The following is an 18,234-nucleotide window of genomic DNA, read 5'->3' as shown; positions in this document are numbered from 1 at the left end:
GTGTACAATTTGTTAGAGTATAAAAAAAGGGTATGATACTACAATTTGCTTTTGTTTTAACAGCGATCATCGTCGGTGCCCGTTTAGGAGGTATCGGTTTGGGGGTTATGGGAGGTATCGGTCTGGGAATTTTGACTTTTGTTTTCGGTTTACAACCGACAACCCCTCCTATTGATGTGATGCTGATGATAGTTGCTGTTATTACTGCCGCTGCTTGTATGCAGGCAGCCGGAGGATTGGACCTGATGGTACGCGGAGCCGAGCACCTCTTACGGAAACGTCCCGCCCAAATCACCTTCCTAAGTCCCCTGGTGACCTATTTCTTTTCTTTTGTAGCCGGAACAGGCCATGTCGCTTATTCTGTTCTTCCGGTCATTGCCGAAGTAGCCCGGGAAACCAAAATACGCCCCGAACGTCCTTTAGGAATAGCTGTCATCGCTTCCCAGCAAGCCATTACAGCCAGTCCGATCTCTGCGGCTACCGTTGCCCTTTTGGGACTTTTAACCGGATTCAATATCTCTTTGCTCGATATCCTGATCATTACAATTCCATCCACGCTATGCGGCGTCTTTCTCGGAGCTTTGTATTCGCTAAGGGTAGGTAAAGAATTAGTCGACGATCCCGAATACCAAAGACGTCTGAAGGAAGGTTTATTAGACAACAGCCATTATGAACTCAAAGATATAGGTAATAAACATAAGGCTTTACTTTCTGTTCTTATCTTTGTGATTGCCACTGTTTTCATCGTTATCTTCGGGTCTTTCGACAACCTCCGTCCCTCTCATATTATCGATGGGAAACCGGTCACTGTCGATATGGCTTCTATTATCGAGATCCTGATGTTATCGGCTGCAGCTTTGATTTTATTATTCACGAAAGCCAACGGAATCAAAGCAGCTCAGGGTAGTGTCTTTTCGGCCGGAATGCAAGCCGTTGTCGCGATCTTCGGTATCGCTTGGATGGGTGATACTTTCTTACAAGGAAATATGACCGAACTGAAAGGATCTATCGAGGGAATAGTCACACAAATGCCTTGGTTGTTCGGGATCGCCCTGTTCATCATGTCTATCCTGTTATACAGCCAGGCCGCTACCGTCCGGGCTTTTATGCCCTTGGGGATTGCACTGGGTATTTCACCTTTTTTGTTGATCGCCATGTTTCCGGCTGTAAACGGTTATTTCTTTATTCCCAACTACCCGACAGTTGTCGCGGCCATTAATTTCGACCGGACAGGGACCACCCGTATCGGAAAATATGTCCTGAACCACTCTTTTATGATGCCGGGACTGATCGCTACCATCACCTCCGTCGTGACCGGACTGATTTTGGTACAATTCATTTTCTAAGCATTTTATTGACTTTTAAACCGAATGATATGAAAACACTTAGATTTATTTTCTTATTTGCCACACTCTTTCTGTTTTTACAGGCAGGAAGTTTCGCACAAAAACTGCCTAACATTCACATTCTGGCTACGGGAGGAACCATTGCCGGAACAGGGACCAGTACTACCGGAAGCAGTTACCGGGCCGGTCAGGTTGCGATCAACGAATTAATTTCGGCGGTACCCGAATTGAAAGAGATCGCTAACATCACCGGAGAGCAGATTGTAAAAATCGGTTCCCAGGATATGTCCGACGAAGTTTGGTTGAAACTGGCTCATTATCTGAACGAACTGCTACAAAGAAAAGAGGTGGACGGTGTAGTGATCACCCACGGCACAGATACCATGGAGGAAACGGCCTTTTTCTTAAACCTGACCGTAAAAAGCAATAAACCGGTAGTACTTGTCGGAGCGATGCGTCCGGCAACCTCATTGAGTGCCGACGGTCCGCTGAATCTCTATAATGCCGTCGTTACCGCCGGTGCTTCCGAGTCGGTCGGTCGCGGAGTGATGATCGTGATGAACGGCAGCATCCTGGGTGCCCATGCCGCCACCAAGATGAATACCATCAACGTACAAGCTTTCCAAGCCCCCAATTCCGGAGCTTTAGGGTATGTATTCAATGGAAAAGTACATTATAACCAATCGACCGATAAACTCCATACGCTCCAATCGGTATTCGATGTCACTCATCTGGATAAATTACCTAAAGTAGGTATTGTTTACAGTTATTCCAATGTCGAACCCGAAGCTTTGGATGCATTGATCACCAACAGTTACCAAGGTATCGTCCATGCCGGAGTCGGAAACGGTAATATCCATAAGAATTTGTTCGACAAATTGGTAAATGCCAGTAAACAAGGTATACTGGTGGTACGTTCCAGCCGCGTTCCGACCGGACCGACAACACTCGATGCCGAGGTAGACGATACCAAATACGGTTTTGTGGCTTCACAGGAATTGAATCCTCAAAAAGCCCGGATACTCTTGATGCTGGCTTTGATAAAAACAAAAGATCCACAAGTCATTCAGAATTATTTTAATGCTTATTAAACCGACTCTCTATGAAAAAATGGATATTGTTATGCGGATTATGGACACTCTCCTTTCCGGCCTTGTATGCCCAACACCTGGACATGCAATCTTCTACGGATGCCGGAGGCCCCGCTTTATTCGAACGAGTAACCCGTCTCGAAAAAAAAACGGATGCCTTTAACCTGTACCTGAATATGCAGGGTAGTTTCAATGTATACTTTAATAATGGCAATGAAGAACAAACTTCTTTCCGGATGAATCAGCTCCGGATCGAAGCCAAGGGTAACATCACCGACCGGATTTATTACCGTTATCGTCAGCGTTTAAACCGGGCGAATAATGCCCAATCCTTGGACAACCTACCCACGTCGATCGATTATGCAGCCGTCGGTTTTCATGTTACCGATCAATTTTCCGTATTTGCCGGAAAACAATGTACTGCATTCGGAGGATTCGAATTCGACCTGAACCCGATCGAAGTGTATCAATACTGTGATATGCTGGAATACATGAGTAATTTTTTGACCGGAGTCGATTTTTCATATCGGCTCAACGATCGACATGATTTTCATTTTCAGGTCGTCGATTCACGGAACGGTTCGTTTAAAGAGATGTACGGAAAAGTTCCGGACAACATCGAAGCTTCGAAAGCCCCGCTCGGTTATACGTTAAACTGGAACGGCAGCATGCTGGAAGATAAGTTGAAAACACGTTGGTCTGCCTCTATCTTCCACGAAGCAAAAAAACAGAATTGGTATTATTATGCTTTGGGAACCGAAGTCAATTTAAACCGTTTTATCGGTTTTCTCGACTTTATGTATTCCTCCGAAGACCTCGACCGTACAGGTATCATTTCGGAAATTACCGCTAATGACGGATATGACACCCGGGCCCTGGACACCCGTTACCTATCTCTGGTGCTTCACCTCAACTACCGGGTTCTTCCCAAGCTGAATCTCTTTGCAAAGGGAATGTATGAAACCGCTTCAGTAGAGAAAGCCTCAGACTTACTTGCCAAGGGAAAATACCGGACTTCCTGGGGATATCTGGCCGGAATCGAATATTATCCGATGGAAGAGAACCTCCATTTCTTTCTGAATTACATCGGCCGCTCTTTCCAATATACTGACAAAGCTAAAGTATTCGGAGTCGGTAATAGTAATCCACAACGTATTGAATTAGGATTAGTATACCAGCTTCCTGTATTCTGATCAAATTGTGCGGAGAAATAATCATCCTGTTCTCCGCACAATTATTATCGTGAAATGATTATTTTTGCGGCCTGTAAACCGTGAATATAAAAAATATGAATCAGATCCGATACTTTAGCCTCCTGGGGCTTTTTATTTTGTTGTGCTATGCTGCGCCGGCCTCTTTATGGGTAGATTCCCTCAAAGGACAAACCCTTTTTGAAAAGCTTTCCGGCCTTTCCAAACGCAATCGTTTGCCGCATGTCGATTTAAATACCCGGATCGCTTATCATACCGCCTTATCCAGCCAGTCTACCGAAAAATCGGCTTTTCGGGTAGATTATCTGCGTCTGGAAGTCAGTGGTGACGTCACCGACCGGATCTATTACAAATGGTTGCAGCATCTGAACCGGAGCAATACCCCCGGACAGCTCGACAATATGCCCTCTTCTATCGATTGTCTCGGTGTCGGGTTCCGGATCACTCCTACCGTATCGACTTTTATCGGTAAACAATACGCCGATTTCGGAGGTTTCGAATACGATGCCAATCCGGCAGAAGTTTATGAATATTCGGACCTGGGAAATGAGATCACCTGCTTTCTGGTCGGCGCCAATCTTTGCTGGTGGCTGACACCGACCCAAGAAATCCGTTTCCAGATCGTCGACGGACATTCCGGAAAAGCCGACGACACTTACGGTCCTCTCCCTGAAAAAGTCAAAGCAGCCAAAGCCCCCCTCGGCTATACCCTAAACTGGAACGGCAATTTTCTGAACGAACATTTACTCACCCGCTGTTCTTTTTCTTTATTCCACGAAGGCGAAAAGCAAAATGTCTATTTTCTGGCTTTGGCAGCAGCCTGGGTACAGGAAAGATTCAACCTGTATTTCGATGTGATGTATTCGGCAGAAGATATAGACAAACTGGGTATTATTTCCGGCATTACCTACCGGGAAGATCAACCTGTGCGTGCACAACACAGCGGCTATCTATCTCTGGTGAGCCGTATCAATTACCGTATTTTCCCGAAACTCAACCTGTTTGCCAAAGGGATGTATGAAACGGCTGAAATCAGAAAAAGCAACGGGCTCCTACTATCCGGAAAATACAGAACCACCTGGGGATATCAGGGTGGTATCGAATATTATCCGATGAAAGAAAATCTCCATTTCTTCGCAGCCTACCGGGGGAAACGATACACCTATACGGCTTTGGGAAAAAATTTTCAGGCTTTGGACGAACATCCTCAAACCTTCTCCCTGGGGCTGATTTATAAAATTCCTATTCTATAAATGGCCCACTTTTGAAATTATGGCCACCTTAATTACCCCATCCAGTTTGTTTTCAAAGATATGGTAAGCTTTTCCGATATCCTTCAGCGGGAATCTATGAGTAATGAGAGGAGTCGTATCTATTTTCCCTTCCTCGATTAACCGGAGGATCTCGGCACAATCACAACCGTCAACTCCACCGGTTTTAAAGATCAGGTTCTTACCATACATATCGGGTAAAGGAAGAAGTTGGGGTTTATCGTAAAGAGCTACGATGGTGACAATGGCATTGGGACGGGCACAATCCCATGCCAAACGGAAGGTGTCCGCCCCTCCCGCCACCTCCAACACCACATCGGCTCCACCATGCTCACTGTTTTGAAGTACGAAATTTTTGCAGTCTTCCGGTGTAGTTACCTCTACCTCCGGATAATATTCCTGAATAAAACGGATTCGCTCAGGAGATTTTTCACAAACGATAATACGTTTGGGATGTTTTAGCAGAGTACAAAGTAAGGTACAGACTCCGGTAGGACCGGCACCGATAATAAGGACGGTATCCTCCCGGGAAATCTCCGAAATGCGGGAAGCCCAAAAACCCGTAGCCAGCACATCGCCGACAAACAAAGCCTGTTCGTCACTAACGGTATCGGGAATACGGTTCAATCCCCGGTCGGCATAAGGAACCCGCACATATTCGGCCTGCCCTCCATCGATACGACACCCTAAAGCCCATCCTCCGTCCGGATCGGTGCAATTATTTACATATCCCCGTTTGCAGAAAAAACATTCCCCGCAAAATGTCTCGACATTTACAGTGACCCTGTCTCCGGGCTTGACCGAACCGACATCAATACCGATCTCTTCTACGATACCCACCATTTCGTGCCCGACTGTTATTCCGGGTAGAGCCCGGGGGACACTGCCGTGTTTTATGTGCAGATCACTGGTACAAATACTGCTAAGCGTTACACGTACAATAGCATCACGCGAGTCTTTTATTTGCGGTCTCTGCTTTTCCAGTAATTCGAATTTCCCTTGTTCAATATAGGTGTATGCCAGCATAATGAAAACGTAATTATCATCCTAATATTCTCTCATACTCGAACGGTTCCGGATCGGCCAGCCATTTACGCGCCAGAGAGCGATCCTGAGCAGTAAGGTAGTAAATATTTTCAGCCAGGGTTTGTCGTACTACTTCTTTATCGATATTCACCAAACGGGTACGGATTTTGCCATGCTCGTCTTCTACATCCTTCAGATACACAGGGATTACTTCTTCTTCGAGATTTACCGCAACCATACAACCGGAATGTCCTTCGTCATAAAGTTTTTTCACTCCGATTCCCAAAGTGGTGCAATAAGTCAAATCAAAAGCCGAAGGATCCACACACCTCAAAGAATACCCCACTTCTACCGGACGGCAAATAATATCCAGATTCAGTTCTTTCAACCGGTTTTTAAGTATTTTACTGATCACATGGGCTTTACTCACTTCCGACAATTCAGGATGTCCGTGAGCGTCATAATCGAAAGTGATTCCGGAAGAAGCAATATCTTCATCCTGTAGAAAATGAAAAATTCCTTCACCTACTACAACGACACCGAATTTCTGCCCCACGATCCGGCGTTTGATCATGGAAGATATGATCAGGCGAACAATTTTATCGATCGTAATTTGTGTCTTATTGAACATTTCCGGGATAATGATCATGGAAGCATGTATCCCCTTACCGATCTCGAAAGCCAGGTGGCCGGCTTCCCTTCCCATAGACATCAGTAGATACCAGTTTTGAGTTGTAGATGCCTCTGCTTTTATCACTTTACCGATAGTTACCCCCATTTCTTTGGCGGAAGTAAACCCGAAAGTCGGTATACCTTCCGGCAGAGGCAGATCATTGTCTATTGTCTTAGGGACATGGATATTCCGGATATTCACCTGATGAGCTGCCAGATATTTCGTCAGTCGGTTAGCCGTCGAAGCGGTATCGTCTCCTCCGATAGTCACCAGCAATTCAATACCTTCTTTTACAAACAAAGCTGTCGTGAAATCCTGGTCTTCCGGTTTAAAACGGCTCATCTTTATGGCAGAGCCTCCACGGCTGTAGATTTGATCGGCTTTTTCATAAGTCAGTTCCTCCACCTCGGGATGTACAGCAAATAATCCTTTATACCCTTCGTGGATAGCCAAAACCCGGAATCCATCTTTCAAAAACACTTTGGTTACAGTTGCCACAACTGTATTAATACCCGGTGCCGGTCCTCCGCCACACAGGATTGCGATAGTTCTCATAGTCTTATTTTATTGTTATTGTGCACAGCAAAAATAAATAAAAACGCCGAAAAATGAAGTATCGAAACGTAAGTATAATTAGTTCATAAAGTCGACGGACTTTACTAACCGATTTAATTCCAGCATTATTTTTATACTTATTCGTCTTCGGTGATCAGAATAGAAAGAAAAAATATACCTGCCATTTAATAGTTACAGCGGTTTAAGTTTATATCACTTTTCTATGAAATAATAAATGCAGCCTGAATGTTTCAGACTGCATACATTCTATCGGATAAAAATCCTGTTTTCTAGATTTTCGCTTTAATCGCTTTGGAAGCTTCTTCATATCCGGGTTTGTCCAGCAGGGCAAACATATTGTTTTTATAGGCTTCCACTCCTGGTTGGTCGAATGGATTCACGCCCAACATACTTCCGGAGATACCACAAGCCAATTCGAAGAAATAAAACAGTTGCCCGATATACTGAGCGGTTAAAGCCGGCATACAAACCTTCATATTCGGCACTCCGCCGTCGACGTGTGCAATTTGGGTACCCAGTTCGGCCATTTTGTTCACTTCGTCTACCCGTTTTCCGGCCAGAAAATTCAGCTTATCCAGATTAGCGGCATCCGAAGGAATCTGCACCTGATAGTGGGGTTTCCCGACAGAGATTACGGTTTCCATCAACATGCGCACCCCTTGCTGGATATACTGCCCCATGGAGTGCAAATCGGTTGTAAAATCTACACCTGCCGGGAAGATACCTTTGTTTTCTTTCCCTTCACTCTCGCCGTAAAGCTGTTTCCACCACTCGGTGATATAGTGCAGTTTCGGATTAAAGTTAGCTAACAATTCCACGGCATATCCTTTCCGGTAAAGAGCTGTCCGGGCCACGGCATATTCCAGGGCGATACTTTTTTCGTCATCGATGCAAGCCTTACGCATTTCTATAGCTCCCTGAACCAATTCTTTGATGTCGAACCCAGCGATAGCGATAGGCAATAATCCCACCGGTGTCAGAACGGAGAAACGTCCTCCTACATTATCCGGGATAACGAAAGTTTTATATCCTTCCTGATCGGCTAATGTACGTAAAGCTCCCTTCGAAGCATCCGTAATCGCCACAATTCGCTTTCCAGCTTCTTCTTTACCTACTTTAGCTTCCAGCAATTCTTTCAATAAACGAAAAGCGATGGCCGGTTCGGTTGTCGTTCCTGATTTCGAAATCACGCAGATACCGAACTCTTTATTCTGAAGGTAGTGAATCAATTCATGGTAATAATCTTCACCGATATTATGACCTGCAAAAATCACTTTCATACCGGTATTTTCATAGTTGTGGAAACTATCTGCCAAAGCCTCGATGACAGCCCGTGCCCCCAGATAAGAGCCTCCGATACCGATAACGACCATTACCTGAGTACGTGCTCTAAGTTCGGCTGCCGTTTTCTCGATATCTGCCAACTGTTCAGAGGTGATTTCTACAGGCAGGTTCAACCATCCTAAAAAATCACTCCCTTTACCGGTTCCCTCTTTCAGGCTTTTCAATGCCTGCCGGGCCTCAGGATACAGGGCAATCATTTCTTCTTTAGTGACGAAATTACAGATTTTACTGTAATCAAACTTAATACTGTCCATAATTCATTATATTACTGTGTAGTTTAATTTCCGAATCACAAATTTACAAAAAAGGTGATCAGATAAGTCATCCTGATATTTTATTTCCCCATCTCTTTTAGCAGATCCCTGATCTTCGATGCCTTTTCATACTCTTCATTCCGGACAGCCTCGTCCAGCATCCGGGTCAATTCCTGAACGGAATAGGGTTGTTGCACGACCTCTTCTTTTTCGGGGGATTCGGTCTGTCCTGTTTCCTGACCGACCGCAATACCGGCCTTTTCCACGATTTCAGGCGTAGAATAAATAGGACAATCATAACGCAAAGCCAAAGCAATGGCATCCGATGTCCGGGAATCTATTTTGATTTGTTGAGTATCTTTCTCAAATAGCAATTCCGAATAAAAAATTCCGGAATCCAGACGATAGATAAAAGCTTCTTTTAAAGTGACTTGCAACGCATCTGCCAACTTCTTGATCAGGTCGTGAGTCAACGGCCGCTGAGTCTGCATCTTTTCAAGCTGAATAGCTATCGACTGTGCTTCAGGCATCCCGATAACGATCGGAATCCGATGCATATCCTGCTCATCGGCTAAAATCAGAGCGTATGCACCGGCCTGCGACATACTATACGACAGACCTAAAACTTTCAGTCTTATCCTATCCATCTTTATCTGTTTTAAAATCTATTGGATTAACGTCGGTTAATCGTTTTAGTTGCGTTTTACTTCTTATTTTTCCGGGGCATATGGCTTAGCTCCCTCAAGCATACATGAGCTAATCCGCCCAAACTGGTTTCCCGGTATTTGGCCTGCATATCCCTCCCGGTTTCCATCATCGTCTTCACCACATCGTCGAAAGAAACCATGTGCCGACCGTCGGAAAACAGGGCGTACAAAGCAGCTTCCCGAGCCTTTTGAGCTACAAAAGCATTCCGTTCGATACAGGGAATCTGTACGTATCCCATCACAGGATCGCAAGTCAGTCCCAAATTATGCTCGAATCCCATTTCGGCAGCATATTCGATCTGCCGGGGAGTACCTCCCCAAATCTGGGTAGCTGCTCCGGCTGCCATTGCACAGGCAGTCCCCAACTCGCCCTGGCATCCCACTTCGGCTCCTGAAATCGAACCGTTACTTTTCACAATATTACCGATCAACCCGGCAGTTGCCAATCCCCGGATAATCCGGTAATCCGGCATCTCCTGATCGTATTTCATGAAATACATCAAAGCCGGCAAAACTCCGGAAGCCCCACAAGTAGGAGCAGTTACCACCCGGCCACCACCGGCATTTTCTTCCGAGACAGCTAAAGCTGCCGCGAAAAGCATACCCATCGGCCGGGAAGACCCGGACGATTGCAGAGCTTTAATATTATAGGAACTTGCTTTCCGGGCCAATTTCAAGGCTCCGGGCAGTACACCCTCCGTCACCAGGCCTTTCTCTACCGTCTCCTGCATCTGTTTCCACACCTCTTCCAGATAAGTGAATATCTCACTTCCCTCGTATTTTTCTACATAATCTACAAAAGTACATCCTTCGTCCAGACACCATTTCATCACCTCGGCCATACTTGTCTCCGGGTAGAGATTTCCGTCGTCGAAAGTACCCAACTCGTCCCACAATGCGCCTCCACCCACACTATATACCTCCCAACTATCAACCGTATTCCCTTGTACAAAAGCCTCGAACAACATCCCATTGGGATGGCGGGGCAGACTGATATCCGGTTTCCAAACGATCTCTACAGCATCGGGACGGTCTATAACCTTCAGAATAGCACTGTCTGTACCATGGCCTTTCCCCGTCAGCGCCAAACTTCCGTAAAGTGTGACCCTGAACTTTTCTGCTCCGGGGTTCTTTTCCAAAAATAATCCGGCAGCACGGCTCGGTCCCATCGTATGACTGGAAGACGGTCCGTATCCGATATTGTAAATCTCACGTATCGATTTCATTTCAATCTGGTTTAATCAAACTATATTTTAAACAGTTCGGCAACAGCTTTCCTGTTTAGTGTAAAATTAAAAAATAGCAGGCCTGTAAGCCGGGTTCTGTACCTTACGGTTTCTATCATTTATCTACTCTGCAAATCACTTTGCAGCTCTAGCAGCCTACCCCCCGGCATCGATCGGGCTAATCGAATGCGCCGGTATACATGGCCTTGCAACTCGTGAGACGTACGGCTACCACAGTTACCTGCAGTACCGGTGGGCTCTTACCCCACCTTTTCACCCTTATTTCAAGCGAAAACGAATCTTCGTGAAACGGTTTTTTTCTGTTACGTTACTATGCCCTCACGAACATCTTCCCGTTAAGAAGCACGATGCCCTGTGTTGCCCGGACTTTCCTCTTTCCCCGAAGGGACAGCGATAGAACGGCCTGCTATTTTATCTGATTCGTTTTTCACGAATTAATTCATAATCGGATCTTTGGGAAAATTAGCCCAAATCCGGTAACGTCCTCCCAATCCGCTCATCGAAGCTTCCCATAAATTATCGTTAGGAATTTCGAAAAAACGCGCAGGAGTAATATCCCCTACCATCCACGAATTCTCATCCAACTCCCGATCCAGTTGACCGGCATCCCAGCCACTATATCCGGCAAAAAAGCGAACTTCCCCCGGCTGTATTTTCCCCTCCTGCAACAAACGAGTCAGTTTCGAGAAATCGCCCCCCCAATAGATACCCGGCACAATTTGCAAAGCATCTTCAACTTCTGCATGATTATGAAGATAATACAGTTGATTTTGTTCGACAGGGCCACCGATATAGACAGGATATTCCAATCCGGCTAATTCCGTAACCAGATCCGAAGTGGTGTAAGCCATCGGCTTATTCAAAACAAAACCGATACTTCCCTTTTCGTCATGTTCTACCATAAAAATAACGGACCGGGAAAAATATTTCCCTTGCAGAAATGGTTCGGCAATCAAAATATTGCCAATCTCCACTTTTTTACGATTCCTTCTTATTTTAAATAAATCCTGAAATTGTTCGTCCACAATAATTCGTATTTTTACGAGCCAAAAATAACAAATTATTTTGTGATGCCGAGAATATTCACGGTCATACTTTTTATATTTTGCATAAATTGTCTGTCGGCCCAACAAAAAGAAGTCGTCCGTTCCATCTTCTGGAAAGGTGATACCCTCCCTCATGTTTGGCTGGAAGAAGTCAGTGTCCGGCAGAAAAATAAAAATGCCGGCTGGTTTCAGCGTCAGCACCGGCGGCAAACCCGGTTGGAATATAATGTCCGGAAAGTATATCCCTATGCCCGGATAGCTGCCGGTAAAGTCAATGAGATCGAACAGAAACTGTCGGCCGTCACCCGGGAAGCCGATCGTAAAAAGATCATCAAGGAAGAATACAACCAGCTGATGAAAACGTTCAAGGCCCCCCTGATGAAACTCAGCATTACCCAGGGACGGATTTTGATCCGATTAATCTACCGGGAAACCAGCCACACTTCTTTCGCGCACATCCGGGAATACCGGGGGACGGTAAATGCCTACTTCTGGCAATCGATCGCTTTAATCTTCGGAAATAACCTGAAAGCAGCCTATGATCCGCAAGGCGAAGATGCCGAAATCGAGGAAATTGTACAAAAAATCCTGTCAGAATCCAAAAGGTAAAAAGTTTTTCTAACTTTGCATAGATTGTTCAGCCCAATTATCGGCGCATTAACAAATTGTAAAACGATGACATTCGAAGAGATCAGGAAAGATATCAAGGCCCGGAAATATAAACCCATCTATTTTCTATGCGGTGAGGAACCTTTTTTTATCGACCGGTTGACTGCATTACTCGAAAATACCGTGCTGACCGAGGATGAAAAGGCATTTAACCAGACTGTTTTATATGGGAACGATGTATCGATGAGTACGATCACCGATACCGCCCGCCGTTTTCCAATGATGTCCGAACGACAGGTGGTCATTGTCCGGGAAGCTCAGAATATCCGGGACTTCGACAATCTATTACCTTATATCGATCATTACCAAAATTCGACCATTCTGGTCCTGGCGTATAAAAATAAGAAACCGGACAAACGTAAGGGAGTATTTAAAAAACTCGGGAATACTCCCCATTGTATTTATTTCGAATCGGCCAAACTTTATGACAACAAGATTCCGGAATGGATCATCGGTTATTGTAAAGAAAAATCATATGGAATCACGACTAAAGCAGCCGGTATCCTGGCCGAAAGCTTGGGAACCGATCTGAGCCGGGTAGCGAATGAAATCGATAAGCTGGTACTGCTTTTACCTCAGGGAGGTGAAATACAGGAATCTCTGGTCGAGGAACATACAGGAATCAGTAAAGACTTCAATAGTTTCGAGCTCCTGAGTGCCATAATTCGTAAGGATTTCCTAAAAGCCAATCAGATTGTGAACTACTTTGAAGCCAACCCGAAAAACAATCCCCTGGTATTGACCATCACCACCCTTTTCAGGTATTTCCTGAACCTGCTGACCTATCACTATCAGAAAAAAACGACGCCCAATACTCAGGAAATGGCCAGGTTATTAGGTGTACATCCTTTTTTTATGAAAGACTATATCGACGGAGGTAAAATCTATAATGCCATGAAATGTGCAACCACGATCTCCTTGCTGCGGGAATACGACATGAAATCCAAAGGGGTAGGTAATGCGAATATTTCGGACGGAGAATTACTGAAAGAGCTGATATTCAAAATCATGCATTAATATTCCCGGACAAGTAACTATAATCATCCCAAGAACGTATTAAACCATATGAAAAGAACAACTACTTCAATATCGACCCAACCTTTGAATAAAGCCGTATTTTTGGACCGGGACGGCACGATCAATTCGGACGAAGGACATTATTATATATACAAACCGGAGGACTTTGTATTCAATCCGGGAGTCATCGAAGGCTTGAAACGTCTTCAGAAAGCCGGTTATCTTTTGATCGTCATCACCAATCAGGGAGGAATCGCTAAAGGGATATATACCCGGGAAGATATGTTCAAAGTACACGAAAAGATGTGTGCCGAATTGGAAAAGCATGGAGTGACCCTGACTAAGATCTATTATTGTCCCCACCATGAAAGCATAAAAACCTGTGTTTGCCGGAAACCTTCTCCTTATATGGTCAACCTGGCCATCGAAGAATTCCATATCGATAAGAAGCGATCCTGGTTTATCGGGGATAGCTCAAAGGATGTAAAATGTGCTGAAGATGCCGGAGTTAAACCGTTACGTATTCACAAAAATCAGGATATCACACCGGTCATCGATCAAATATTGAAATCGAAAGATTCATTCTAAGTCCGAAGAATTCCAGGACTACCTCTAAAATTAAGTAAAAAATAACAGATCGGGCTTGGGATTTAAGCGGGAATTGAGTAATTTCGCTCAATTTTTAAAAATCCACAGCATATGGCTCATTACATTAAAGAAGTATCACGTACATTTGGAGAATATCTGTTAATTCCGTCACTCACCACCAAAGAGTGTACTCCTGACAATGTTTCCTTGAAAACGCCGGTTGTCAAATTCCGTCAAGGGGAAACCTCGAAAATACAATTGAACATTCCGTTTGTATCTGCAGTGATGCAGGCAGTCTCCGACGACGGTCTGGCTATTGCCTTAGCCCGTAACGGAGGTTTGTCGTTTATTTTCGGTTCTCAACCTATCGAAAGTCAGGCCGAGATGGTAAGGCGGGTAAAGAAATTCAAAGCCGGATTTGTAGTGAGTGATTCTAATTTACGTCCCGATTGTACCCTACAGGATGTTGTTCGCTTAAAGGAACAAACCGGACACGCCAGTGTTGCCATTACGGATGACGGAACCCCTAATGGAAAATTATTAGGTATGATTACAAGCCGGGATTATCGGTTGAAAACAGATCCGTTAGATAAACCGGTAGTTGATTTCATGACTCCTTTCGAAAATCTGATTGTAGGAAAGTTGGGGCTGACTTTAAGTGAAGCCAATACGATCATCTGGGATCATAAGTTGAATTGCCTTCCGATTATAGACGACAATCAAAGACTTCAATATTTTGTCTTCCGCAAAGACTACGACAATCATATAGAAAATCCCAATGAATTGCTCGACAGCCATAAAAAACTGATGGTCGGAGCCGGAATTAACAGCCGCGACTTTAAAGAACGGGTACCTGCCTTGGTAGATGCCGGAGTAGATGTGCTGGTAGTGGATTCTTCCGACGGTTTTTCGGAATGGCAATACGAAACGATCCGCTGGATTAAAGAAACGTATAACGAAGAAGTCAAGGTAGGCGGTGGTAATGTGGTGGATAAAGAAGGATTCTTATATCTGGTGAAAGCCGGAGCCGATTTTGTAAAAGTAGGGATCGGCGGTGGTTCTATCTGTATCACTCGTGAGCAAAAAGGGATCGGCCGGGGACAGGCGACTGCTCTGATCGAAGTATGCCAGGCTCGTCAGGAATATTTCGAACAAACCGGTATTTATATTCCGATCTGTTCCGACGGAGGACTTGTACATGACTATCACATGACCTTAGCATTGGCCATGGGCGCCGACTTCCTGATGATGGGACGCTACTTTGCCCGCTTCGACGAGAGTCCGAGTAAAAAACTGGCTATCGGTAATAGCTATGTGAAAGAATATTGGGGAGAAGGATCCAACCGTGCTCAAAACTGGCAACGCTACGATATGGGAGGAAACAGTAAAGCTGCCCTGAAATTCGAAGAAGGGGTCGACAGTTATGTTCCATATGCCGGAAAAATGAAAGACAATCTGGAAATCACCCTGGGCAAAATCAAATCGACCATGTGTAGCTGTGGTTCCGTTACGATTCCTCAATTACAGGAAAGAGCAAAAATCACCTTGGTGTCCTCTACTTCTATTGTCGAAGGAGGAGCACACGATGTAATTCTGAAAGATACCAAGATTCAATAACAAATCAGGGATGCCACAAAATGGGTGGCTTCATTGACTGGAGTCAGATTTAAATAACCGGATTTTATCCGGTTATTTTTATATACGGCCGGATAGAGCTGTTGCAAATGCCTGTGCTCCTGCCAAGCCTCCCCCGCTTTGGCATAATAACGAACCGTGAACTCTCCTTCCGCATGTTCGTCCAAATATCGCCGGCTCAACATAAGGGCGACTATTCCCATATTATAACGCAGATTGATTTCCAGGCAAGGTTGCACTCTATACTTTCCCGCAGAGTCGGAATAAATCATCATATCTATCCCTAAATATCCCCGGTAATCGGGCAAAATCCCGGCAATCATATCCGGCAATTCCTGTTTCAGCGACTGCAACTTTTCTTCTCCTAATTTACTTCCCAGTAATTGCTCAATATACGCTTGAGCTCCCAGATAATTCCCGCGATATTCACCGTTCAGGCCGGTAGAAAATACCGACCATCCGATAAATTCCACCCCTTGCCTTCCTGCACAAAACTCCATGGCAAAATCCAGTACCTTATTCAATTTTTTTTCCAACATAACATACCCCTGCCGTTTCAATATCCCGTGTAATCGTTCTTTCTCTTTCACAGCAATAGGTTTTCCGAGTACCAGAATACCTTTCCCCGAAGAAGACCAGGGCGCTTTCACCAGGTATTTTCCGGTTTTCATTTTCTGTTCGATCTCTTCGATAGAATAACCTGTCTCCGGAATCACTTCCTTTTCCAGATCAGGAATCAAACCGAACAAACGAATCAACCCTTCCCGGGCTTTCCTGCGGCTATACCACTCTTTTCGTTCCGTCTTCCACTCCTCCCCCATCCCCCGTTCGGCCAGCCAATGGCACATTTTCGGACTCCATCCCCACGGTTCCCCTTTCACCTCTCCCAAAATCCCGGCTTCTGCCTCCTGAATAAAACCGGCCTTCAAATGCAAAGGCTCATAAACCGATGCCATAAATGCCGGATCCGGTAAATTCCTGACTAAGACCCAATCATCTTCCGATTCTCCCAGAAATACAGGTAAAACCGCCAAATCTTCAGCCATGGTCACCACATTAGCCGGAGGCATATAGTATTTACTTCCATTGGCAATCGCCATTTCACAATCCGGATTGAATATCCAAAGCCTTTTCCTGTTTTCCATCGACCTGATCTGTTTCTCCCTGCAAATATAAATAAAACGCCGTTTTTTTCTAAAAAGATCAACCGAAACCCCGGCATAGCTAAACCTTTCTCCGCCGATTAGCGAAAACGAAGTCAGGTTTCGAAATTTCAAGTCAGGACCCAATTTTCACTATGCCCATCAAAGTGGTCGGAGTTATTGTAAAAATGACTCTTTTAAATCACCTCTCCCTTCCTCCTTCAGCCCTGTGTTTATTGTGATTTTCATTATAAACCGACGACGACTTATTGTATTTATACCCATATACAAACAACTATATATCAATAAATTGCAATTAAATTTTGCAATCAAATACTTGCTTTTAAAAGATAAAGTCCGTAAGTTTACCCTACCAAAAAGAACCGTTATGATGGAAAAACAAACCGGAAATACCCGATTCATGCAGACCTTTGTTTCTACCGATTGTGTCATATTCGGTTTTGACCGGAATCAACTGCATGTATTACTTGTTGAACGAAACACGCTTTCTGCTAACGAAGGGCATCTGAAATTACCGGGAAGCCTGATCTATCAGGAAGAAGACGCCGATAGTGCAGCCGCGAGGGTACTGAGTGAACTTACAGGTATCAAAAAAATGGTACTGAAACAGTTCAAAAGTTTTACTTCTTTGCAACGGACGTCTAACCCGGCAGACACCCTTTGGTTGCAACAAGAATATCACAATCAGATCGACCGCCTGATTACGATCGCTTATTTGTCTATCTGTAAAATCGACCGGAAATTGCATACGGTATCCAAATACAAAAAAGTTGTTTGGTACCCCGTAAGTGAACTTCCTTCTCTTCCGTTTGATCACAATCAAATTGTCGAAGAAGCTTTACAAGCAATCCGCAATTGGGGGGAGCACGAACCTTCTATCCTGTTCGGATTACTCCCCACAAAATTTACGGCTTCTGCCTTGCGCCATTTATATGAAGCTGTCTATCACAAAAAATGTGATGTCCGTAATTTTCAGAAAAAAATGGCAGGAATGGAATATGTGATTCCTTTAGAAGAAAAGGAACAGAGAGTAGCCCATCGGGCTGCCCGGTTATTTAGATTCGACCGGATATTGTACAAAAAACGTAATGTAAGTATTTAAAATCGATGTAGCCATGTATTTAATAGGTTATGATATCGGCAGCTCTTCCGTAAAAGCTTGCCTGATCGACGCAGTCACCGGACAAATGATTGCCTCTGATTTTTTCCCGAAAACAGAAATGCCCATTTCTGCCAGACACCCCGGTTGGGCGGAACAAGATCCGGAAATGTGGTGGAATAATTTAAAAAAAGCCCACAATTCGGTTATGCAACAGGCCCATATAGCAGGAGCTGAGATTAAAGCTATCGGAATATCCTGGCAGATGCAT

General features: G+C 44.6%; 17 protein-coding genes and 1 other RNA gene. 10 read left to right on the top strand and 8 right to left on the bottom strand.

What is annotated here, in order from left to right; genetic code table 11:
- Nucleotides 1-32 precede the first annotated feature (32 nt).
- From WS34_RS09185 to WS34_RS09170, 4 genes are all read left to right on the top strand, one after another.
- The gene (locus WS34_RS09185; RefSeq protein ID WP_013610988.1) at nucleotides 33-1,346 is read left to right on the top strand and encodes an anaerobic C4-dicarboxylate transporter family protein; all 1,314 of its coding nucleotides are present in this window, start codon (nucleotides 33-35) and stop codon (nucleotides 1,344-1,346) included.
- A 29-nt stretch (nucleotides 1,347-1,375) separates the two neighbouring features.
- The gene (gene ansB, locus WS34_RS09180; RefSeq protein ID WP_022160294.1) at nucleotides 1,376-2,437 is read left to right on the top strand and encodes an L-asparaginase 2; all 1,062 of its coding nucleotides are present in this window, start codon (nucleotides 1,376-1,378) and stop codon (nucleotides 2,435-2,437) included.
- 11 nt (nucleotides 2,438-2,448) lie between these two features.
- Nucleotides 2,449-3,630, top strand: coding sequence for a porin (locus tag WS34_RS09175; RefSeq protein ID WP_022160295.1), 1,182 nt, complete (start codon nucleotides 2,449-2,451; stop codon nucleotides 3,628-3,630).
- 95 nt (nucleotides 3,631-3,725) lie between these two features.
- A complete protein-coding gene (locus tag WS34_RS09170; protein WP_022160296.1) occupies nucleotides 3,726-4,901 on the top strand; it encodes a porin in 1,176 nt (391 codons plus the stop codon).
- Here WS34_RS09170 and WS34_RS09165 read toward each other — a convergent pair.
- The 7 genes from WS34_RS09165 to WS34_RS09140 all read right to left on the bottom strand — a co-directional run bounded on the left by WS34_RS09165 (nucleotide 4,896) and on the right by WS34_RS09140 (nucleotide 11,771).
- On the bottom strand, nucleotides 4,896-5,945 hold the full coding sequence (locus WS34_RS09165) for an alcohol dehydrogenase (RefSeq protein ID WP_046404409.1): 1,050 nt from the start codon (nucleotides 5,943-5,945) through the stop codon (nucleotides 4,896-4,898). The genes WS34_RS09170 and WS34_RS09165 overlap by 6 nt on opposite strands.
- Before the next feature lie 16 nt (nucleotides 5,946-5,961).
- Nucleotides 5,962-7,173: a 6-phosphofructokinase gene (locus tag WS34_RS09160; protein ID WP_022160298.1), complete on the bottom strand. Its 1,212-nt coding sequence runs from the start codon at nucleotides 7,171-7,173 to the stop codon at nucleotides 5,962-5,964.
- A 290-nt stretch (nucleotides 7,174-7,463) separates the two neighbouring features.
- Nucleotides 7,464-8,792, bottom strand: coding sequence for a glucose-6-phosphate isomerase (locus tag WS34_RS09155; RefSeq protein WP_046404408.1), 1,329 nt, complete (start codon nucleotides 8,790-8,792; stop codon nucleotides 7,464-7,466).
- 80 nt (nucleotides 8,793-8,872) lie between these two features.
- Nucleotides 8,873-9,439: a bifunctional nuclease family protein gene (locus tag WS34_RS09150; protein WP_013610981.1), complete on the bottom strand. Its 567-nt coding sequence runs from the start codon at nucleotides 9,437-9,439 to the stop codon at nucleotides 8,873-8,875.
- Nucleotides 9,440-9,495: 56 nt separating this feature from the next.
- Entirely contained in the window at nucleotides 9,496-10,725 is a 1,230-nt protein-coding gene (locus WS34_RS09145) for an L-serine ammonia-lyase (RefSeq protein ID WP_013610980.1), read from the bottom strand.
- A 69-nt stretch (nucleotides 10,726-10,794) separates the two neighbouring features.
- Nucleotides 10,795-11,156, bottom strand: an RNA gene (gene rnpB, locus WS34_RS09240) — RNase P RNA component class A.
- A 24-nt stretch (nucleotides 11,157-11,180) separates the two neighbouring features.
- The gene (locus tag WS34_RS09140; protein ID WP_013610979.1) at nucleotides 11,181-11,771 is read right to left on the bottom strand and encodes a YqgE/AlgH family protein; all 591 of its coding nucleotides are present in this window, start codon (nucleotides 11,769-11,771) and stop codon (nucleotides 11,181-11,183) included.
- A gap of 45 nt (nucleotides 11,772-11,816) precedes the next feature.
- Between WS34_RS09140 and WS34_RS09135 the strand changes: the two genes are divergently transcribed.
- The 4 genes from WS34_RS09135 to WS34_RS09120 all read left to right on the top strand — a co-directional run bounded on the left by WS34_RS09135 (nucleotide 11,817) and on the right by WS34_RS09120 (nucleotide 15,683).
- Nucleotides 11,817-12,401, top strand: a complete 585-nt coding sequence (locus WS34_RS09135) for a DUF4294 domain-containing protein (protein WP_013610978.1) — start codon at nucleotides 11,817-11,819, stop codon at nucleotides 12,399-12,401.
- 66 nt (nucleotides 12,402-12,467) lie between these two features.
- A complete protein-coding gene (holA, locus tag WS34_RS09130; RefSeq protein WP_013610977.1) occupies nucleotides 12,468-13,478 on the top strand; it encodes a DNA polymerase III subunit delta in 1,011 nt (336 codons plus the stop codon).
- A 48-nt stretch (nucleotides 13,479-13,526) separates the two neighbouring features.
- Nucleotides 13,527-14,066, top strand: a complete 540-nt coding sequence (locus tag WS34_RS09125) for a D-glycero-alpha-D-manno-heptose-1,7-bisphosphate 7-phosphatase (RefSeq protein ID WP_013610976.1) — start codon at nucleotides 13,527-13,529, stop codon at nucleotides 14,064-14,066.
- 111 nt (nucleotides 14,067-14,177) lie between these two features.
- Complete coding sequence (locus tag WS34_RS09120; RefSeq protein WP_013610975.1) at nucleotides 14,178-15,683, top strand: IMP dehydrogenase; 1,506 nt, start codon at nucleotides 14,178-14,180, stop codon at nucleotides 15,681-15,683.
- On the opposite strand, the gene WS34_RS09115 is transcribed toward WS34_RS09120, so the two are convergent.
- Complete coding sequence (locus WS34_RS09115) at nucleotides 15,677-16,846, bottom strand: hypothetical protein (RefSeq protein ID WP_146752584.1); 1,170 nt, start codon at nucleotides 16,844-16,846, stop codon at nucleotides 15,677-15,679. The two genes, WS34_RS09120 and WS34_RS09115, sit on opposite strands and share 7 nt — an antisense overlap.
- A 385-nt stretch (nucleotides 16,847-17,231) precedes the next feature.
- Here WS34_RS09115 and WS34_RS09110 point away from each other — a divergent pair, with 385 nt between their 5' ends.
- Together WS34_RS09110 and WS34_RS09105 are read left to right on the top strand one after the other, a co-directional pair.
- Nucleotides 17,232-17,966, top strand: a complete 735-nt coding sequence (locus tag WS34_RS09110; protein ID WP_502685464.1) for an NUDIX hydrolase — start codon at nucleotides 17,232-17,234, stop codon at nucleotides 17,964-17,966.
- Between the two features lie 13 nt (nucleotides 17,967-17,979).
- Nucleotides 17,980-18,234, top strand: a 255-nt coding sequence (locus WS34_RS09105; RefSeq protein ID WP_046404404.1) for an FGGY family carbohydrate kinase, incomplete at its 3' end; no start/stop codon positions are given.

Source organism: Odoribacter sp. N15.MGS-14 (assembly GCF_000980245.1).
In the GTDB taxonomy this organism is placed as follows: domain Bacteria; phylum Bacteroidota; class Bacteroidia; order Bacteroidales; family Marinifilaceae; genus Odoribacter; species Odoribacter splanchnicus.
This window is presented reverse-complemented; position numbering and strand designations above follow the sequence as displayed.

Excerpts from the sequence above, each read along its gene's own strand:
- WS34_RS09185 (WP_013610988.1), top strand. The coding sequence starts at position 33 with ATGATACTACAATTTGCTTTTGTTTTAACAGCGATCATCGTCGGTGCC.
- ansB (WP_022160294.1), top strand. The coding sequence starts at position 1,376 with ATGAAAACACTTAGATTTATTTTCTTATTTGCCACACTCTTTCTGTTT.
- WS34_RS09175 (WP_022160295.1), top strand. The coding sequence starts at position 2,449 with ATGAAAAAATGGATATTGTTATGCGGATTATGGACACTCTCCTTTCCG.
- WS34_RS09170 (WP_022160296.1), top strand. The coding sequence starts at position 3,726 with ATGAATCAGATCCGATACTTTAGCCTCCTGGGGCTTTTTATTTTGTTG.
- WS34_RS09165 (WP_046404409.1), bottom strand. The coding sequence starts at position 5,945 with ATGCTGGCATACACCTATATTGAACAAGGGAAATTCGAATTACTGGAA.
- WS34_RS09160 (WP_022160298.1), bottom strand. The coding sequence starts at position 7,173 with ATGAGAACTATCGCAATCCTGTGTGGCGGAGGACCGGCACCGGGTATT.
- WS34_RS09155 (WP_046404408.1), bottom strand. The coding sequence starts at position 8,792 with ATGGACAGTATTAAGTTTGATTACAGTAAAATCTGTAATTTCGTCACT.
- WS34_RS09150 (WP_013610981.1), bottom strand. The coding sequence starts at position 9,439 with ATGGATAGGATAAGACTGAAAGTTTTAGGTCTGTCGTATAGTATGTCG.
- WS34_RS09145 (WP_013610980.1), bottom strand. The coding sequence starts at position 10,725 with ATGAAATCGATACGTGAGATTTACAATATCGGATACGGACCGTCTTCC.
- WS34_RS09135 (WP_013610978.1), top strand. The coding sequence starts at position 11,817 with ATGCCGAGAATATTCACGGTCATACTTTTTATATTTTGCATAAATTGT.
- holA (WP_013610977.1), top strand. The coding sequence starts at position 12,468 with ATGACATTCGAAGAGATCAGGAAAGATATCAAGGCCCGGAAATATAAA.
- WS34_RS09125 (WP_013610976.1), top strand. The coding sequence starts at position 13,527 with ATGAAAAGAACAACTACTTCAATATCGACCCAACCTTTGAATAAAGCC.
- WS34_RS09120 (WP_013610975.1), top strand. The coding sequence starts at position 14,178 with ATGGCTCATTACATTAAAGAAGTATCACGTACATTTGGAGAATATCTG.
- WS34_RS09115 (WP_146752584.1), bottom strand. The coding sequence starts at position 16,846 with ATGGAAAACAGGAAAAGGCTTTGGATATTCAATCCGGATTGTGAAATG.
- WS34_RS09110 (WP_502685464.1), top strand. The coding sequence starts at position 17,232 with ATGATGGAAAAACAAACCGGAAATACCCGATTCATGCAGACCTTTGTT.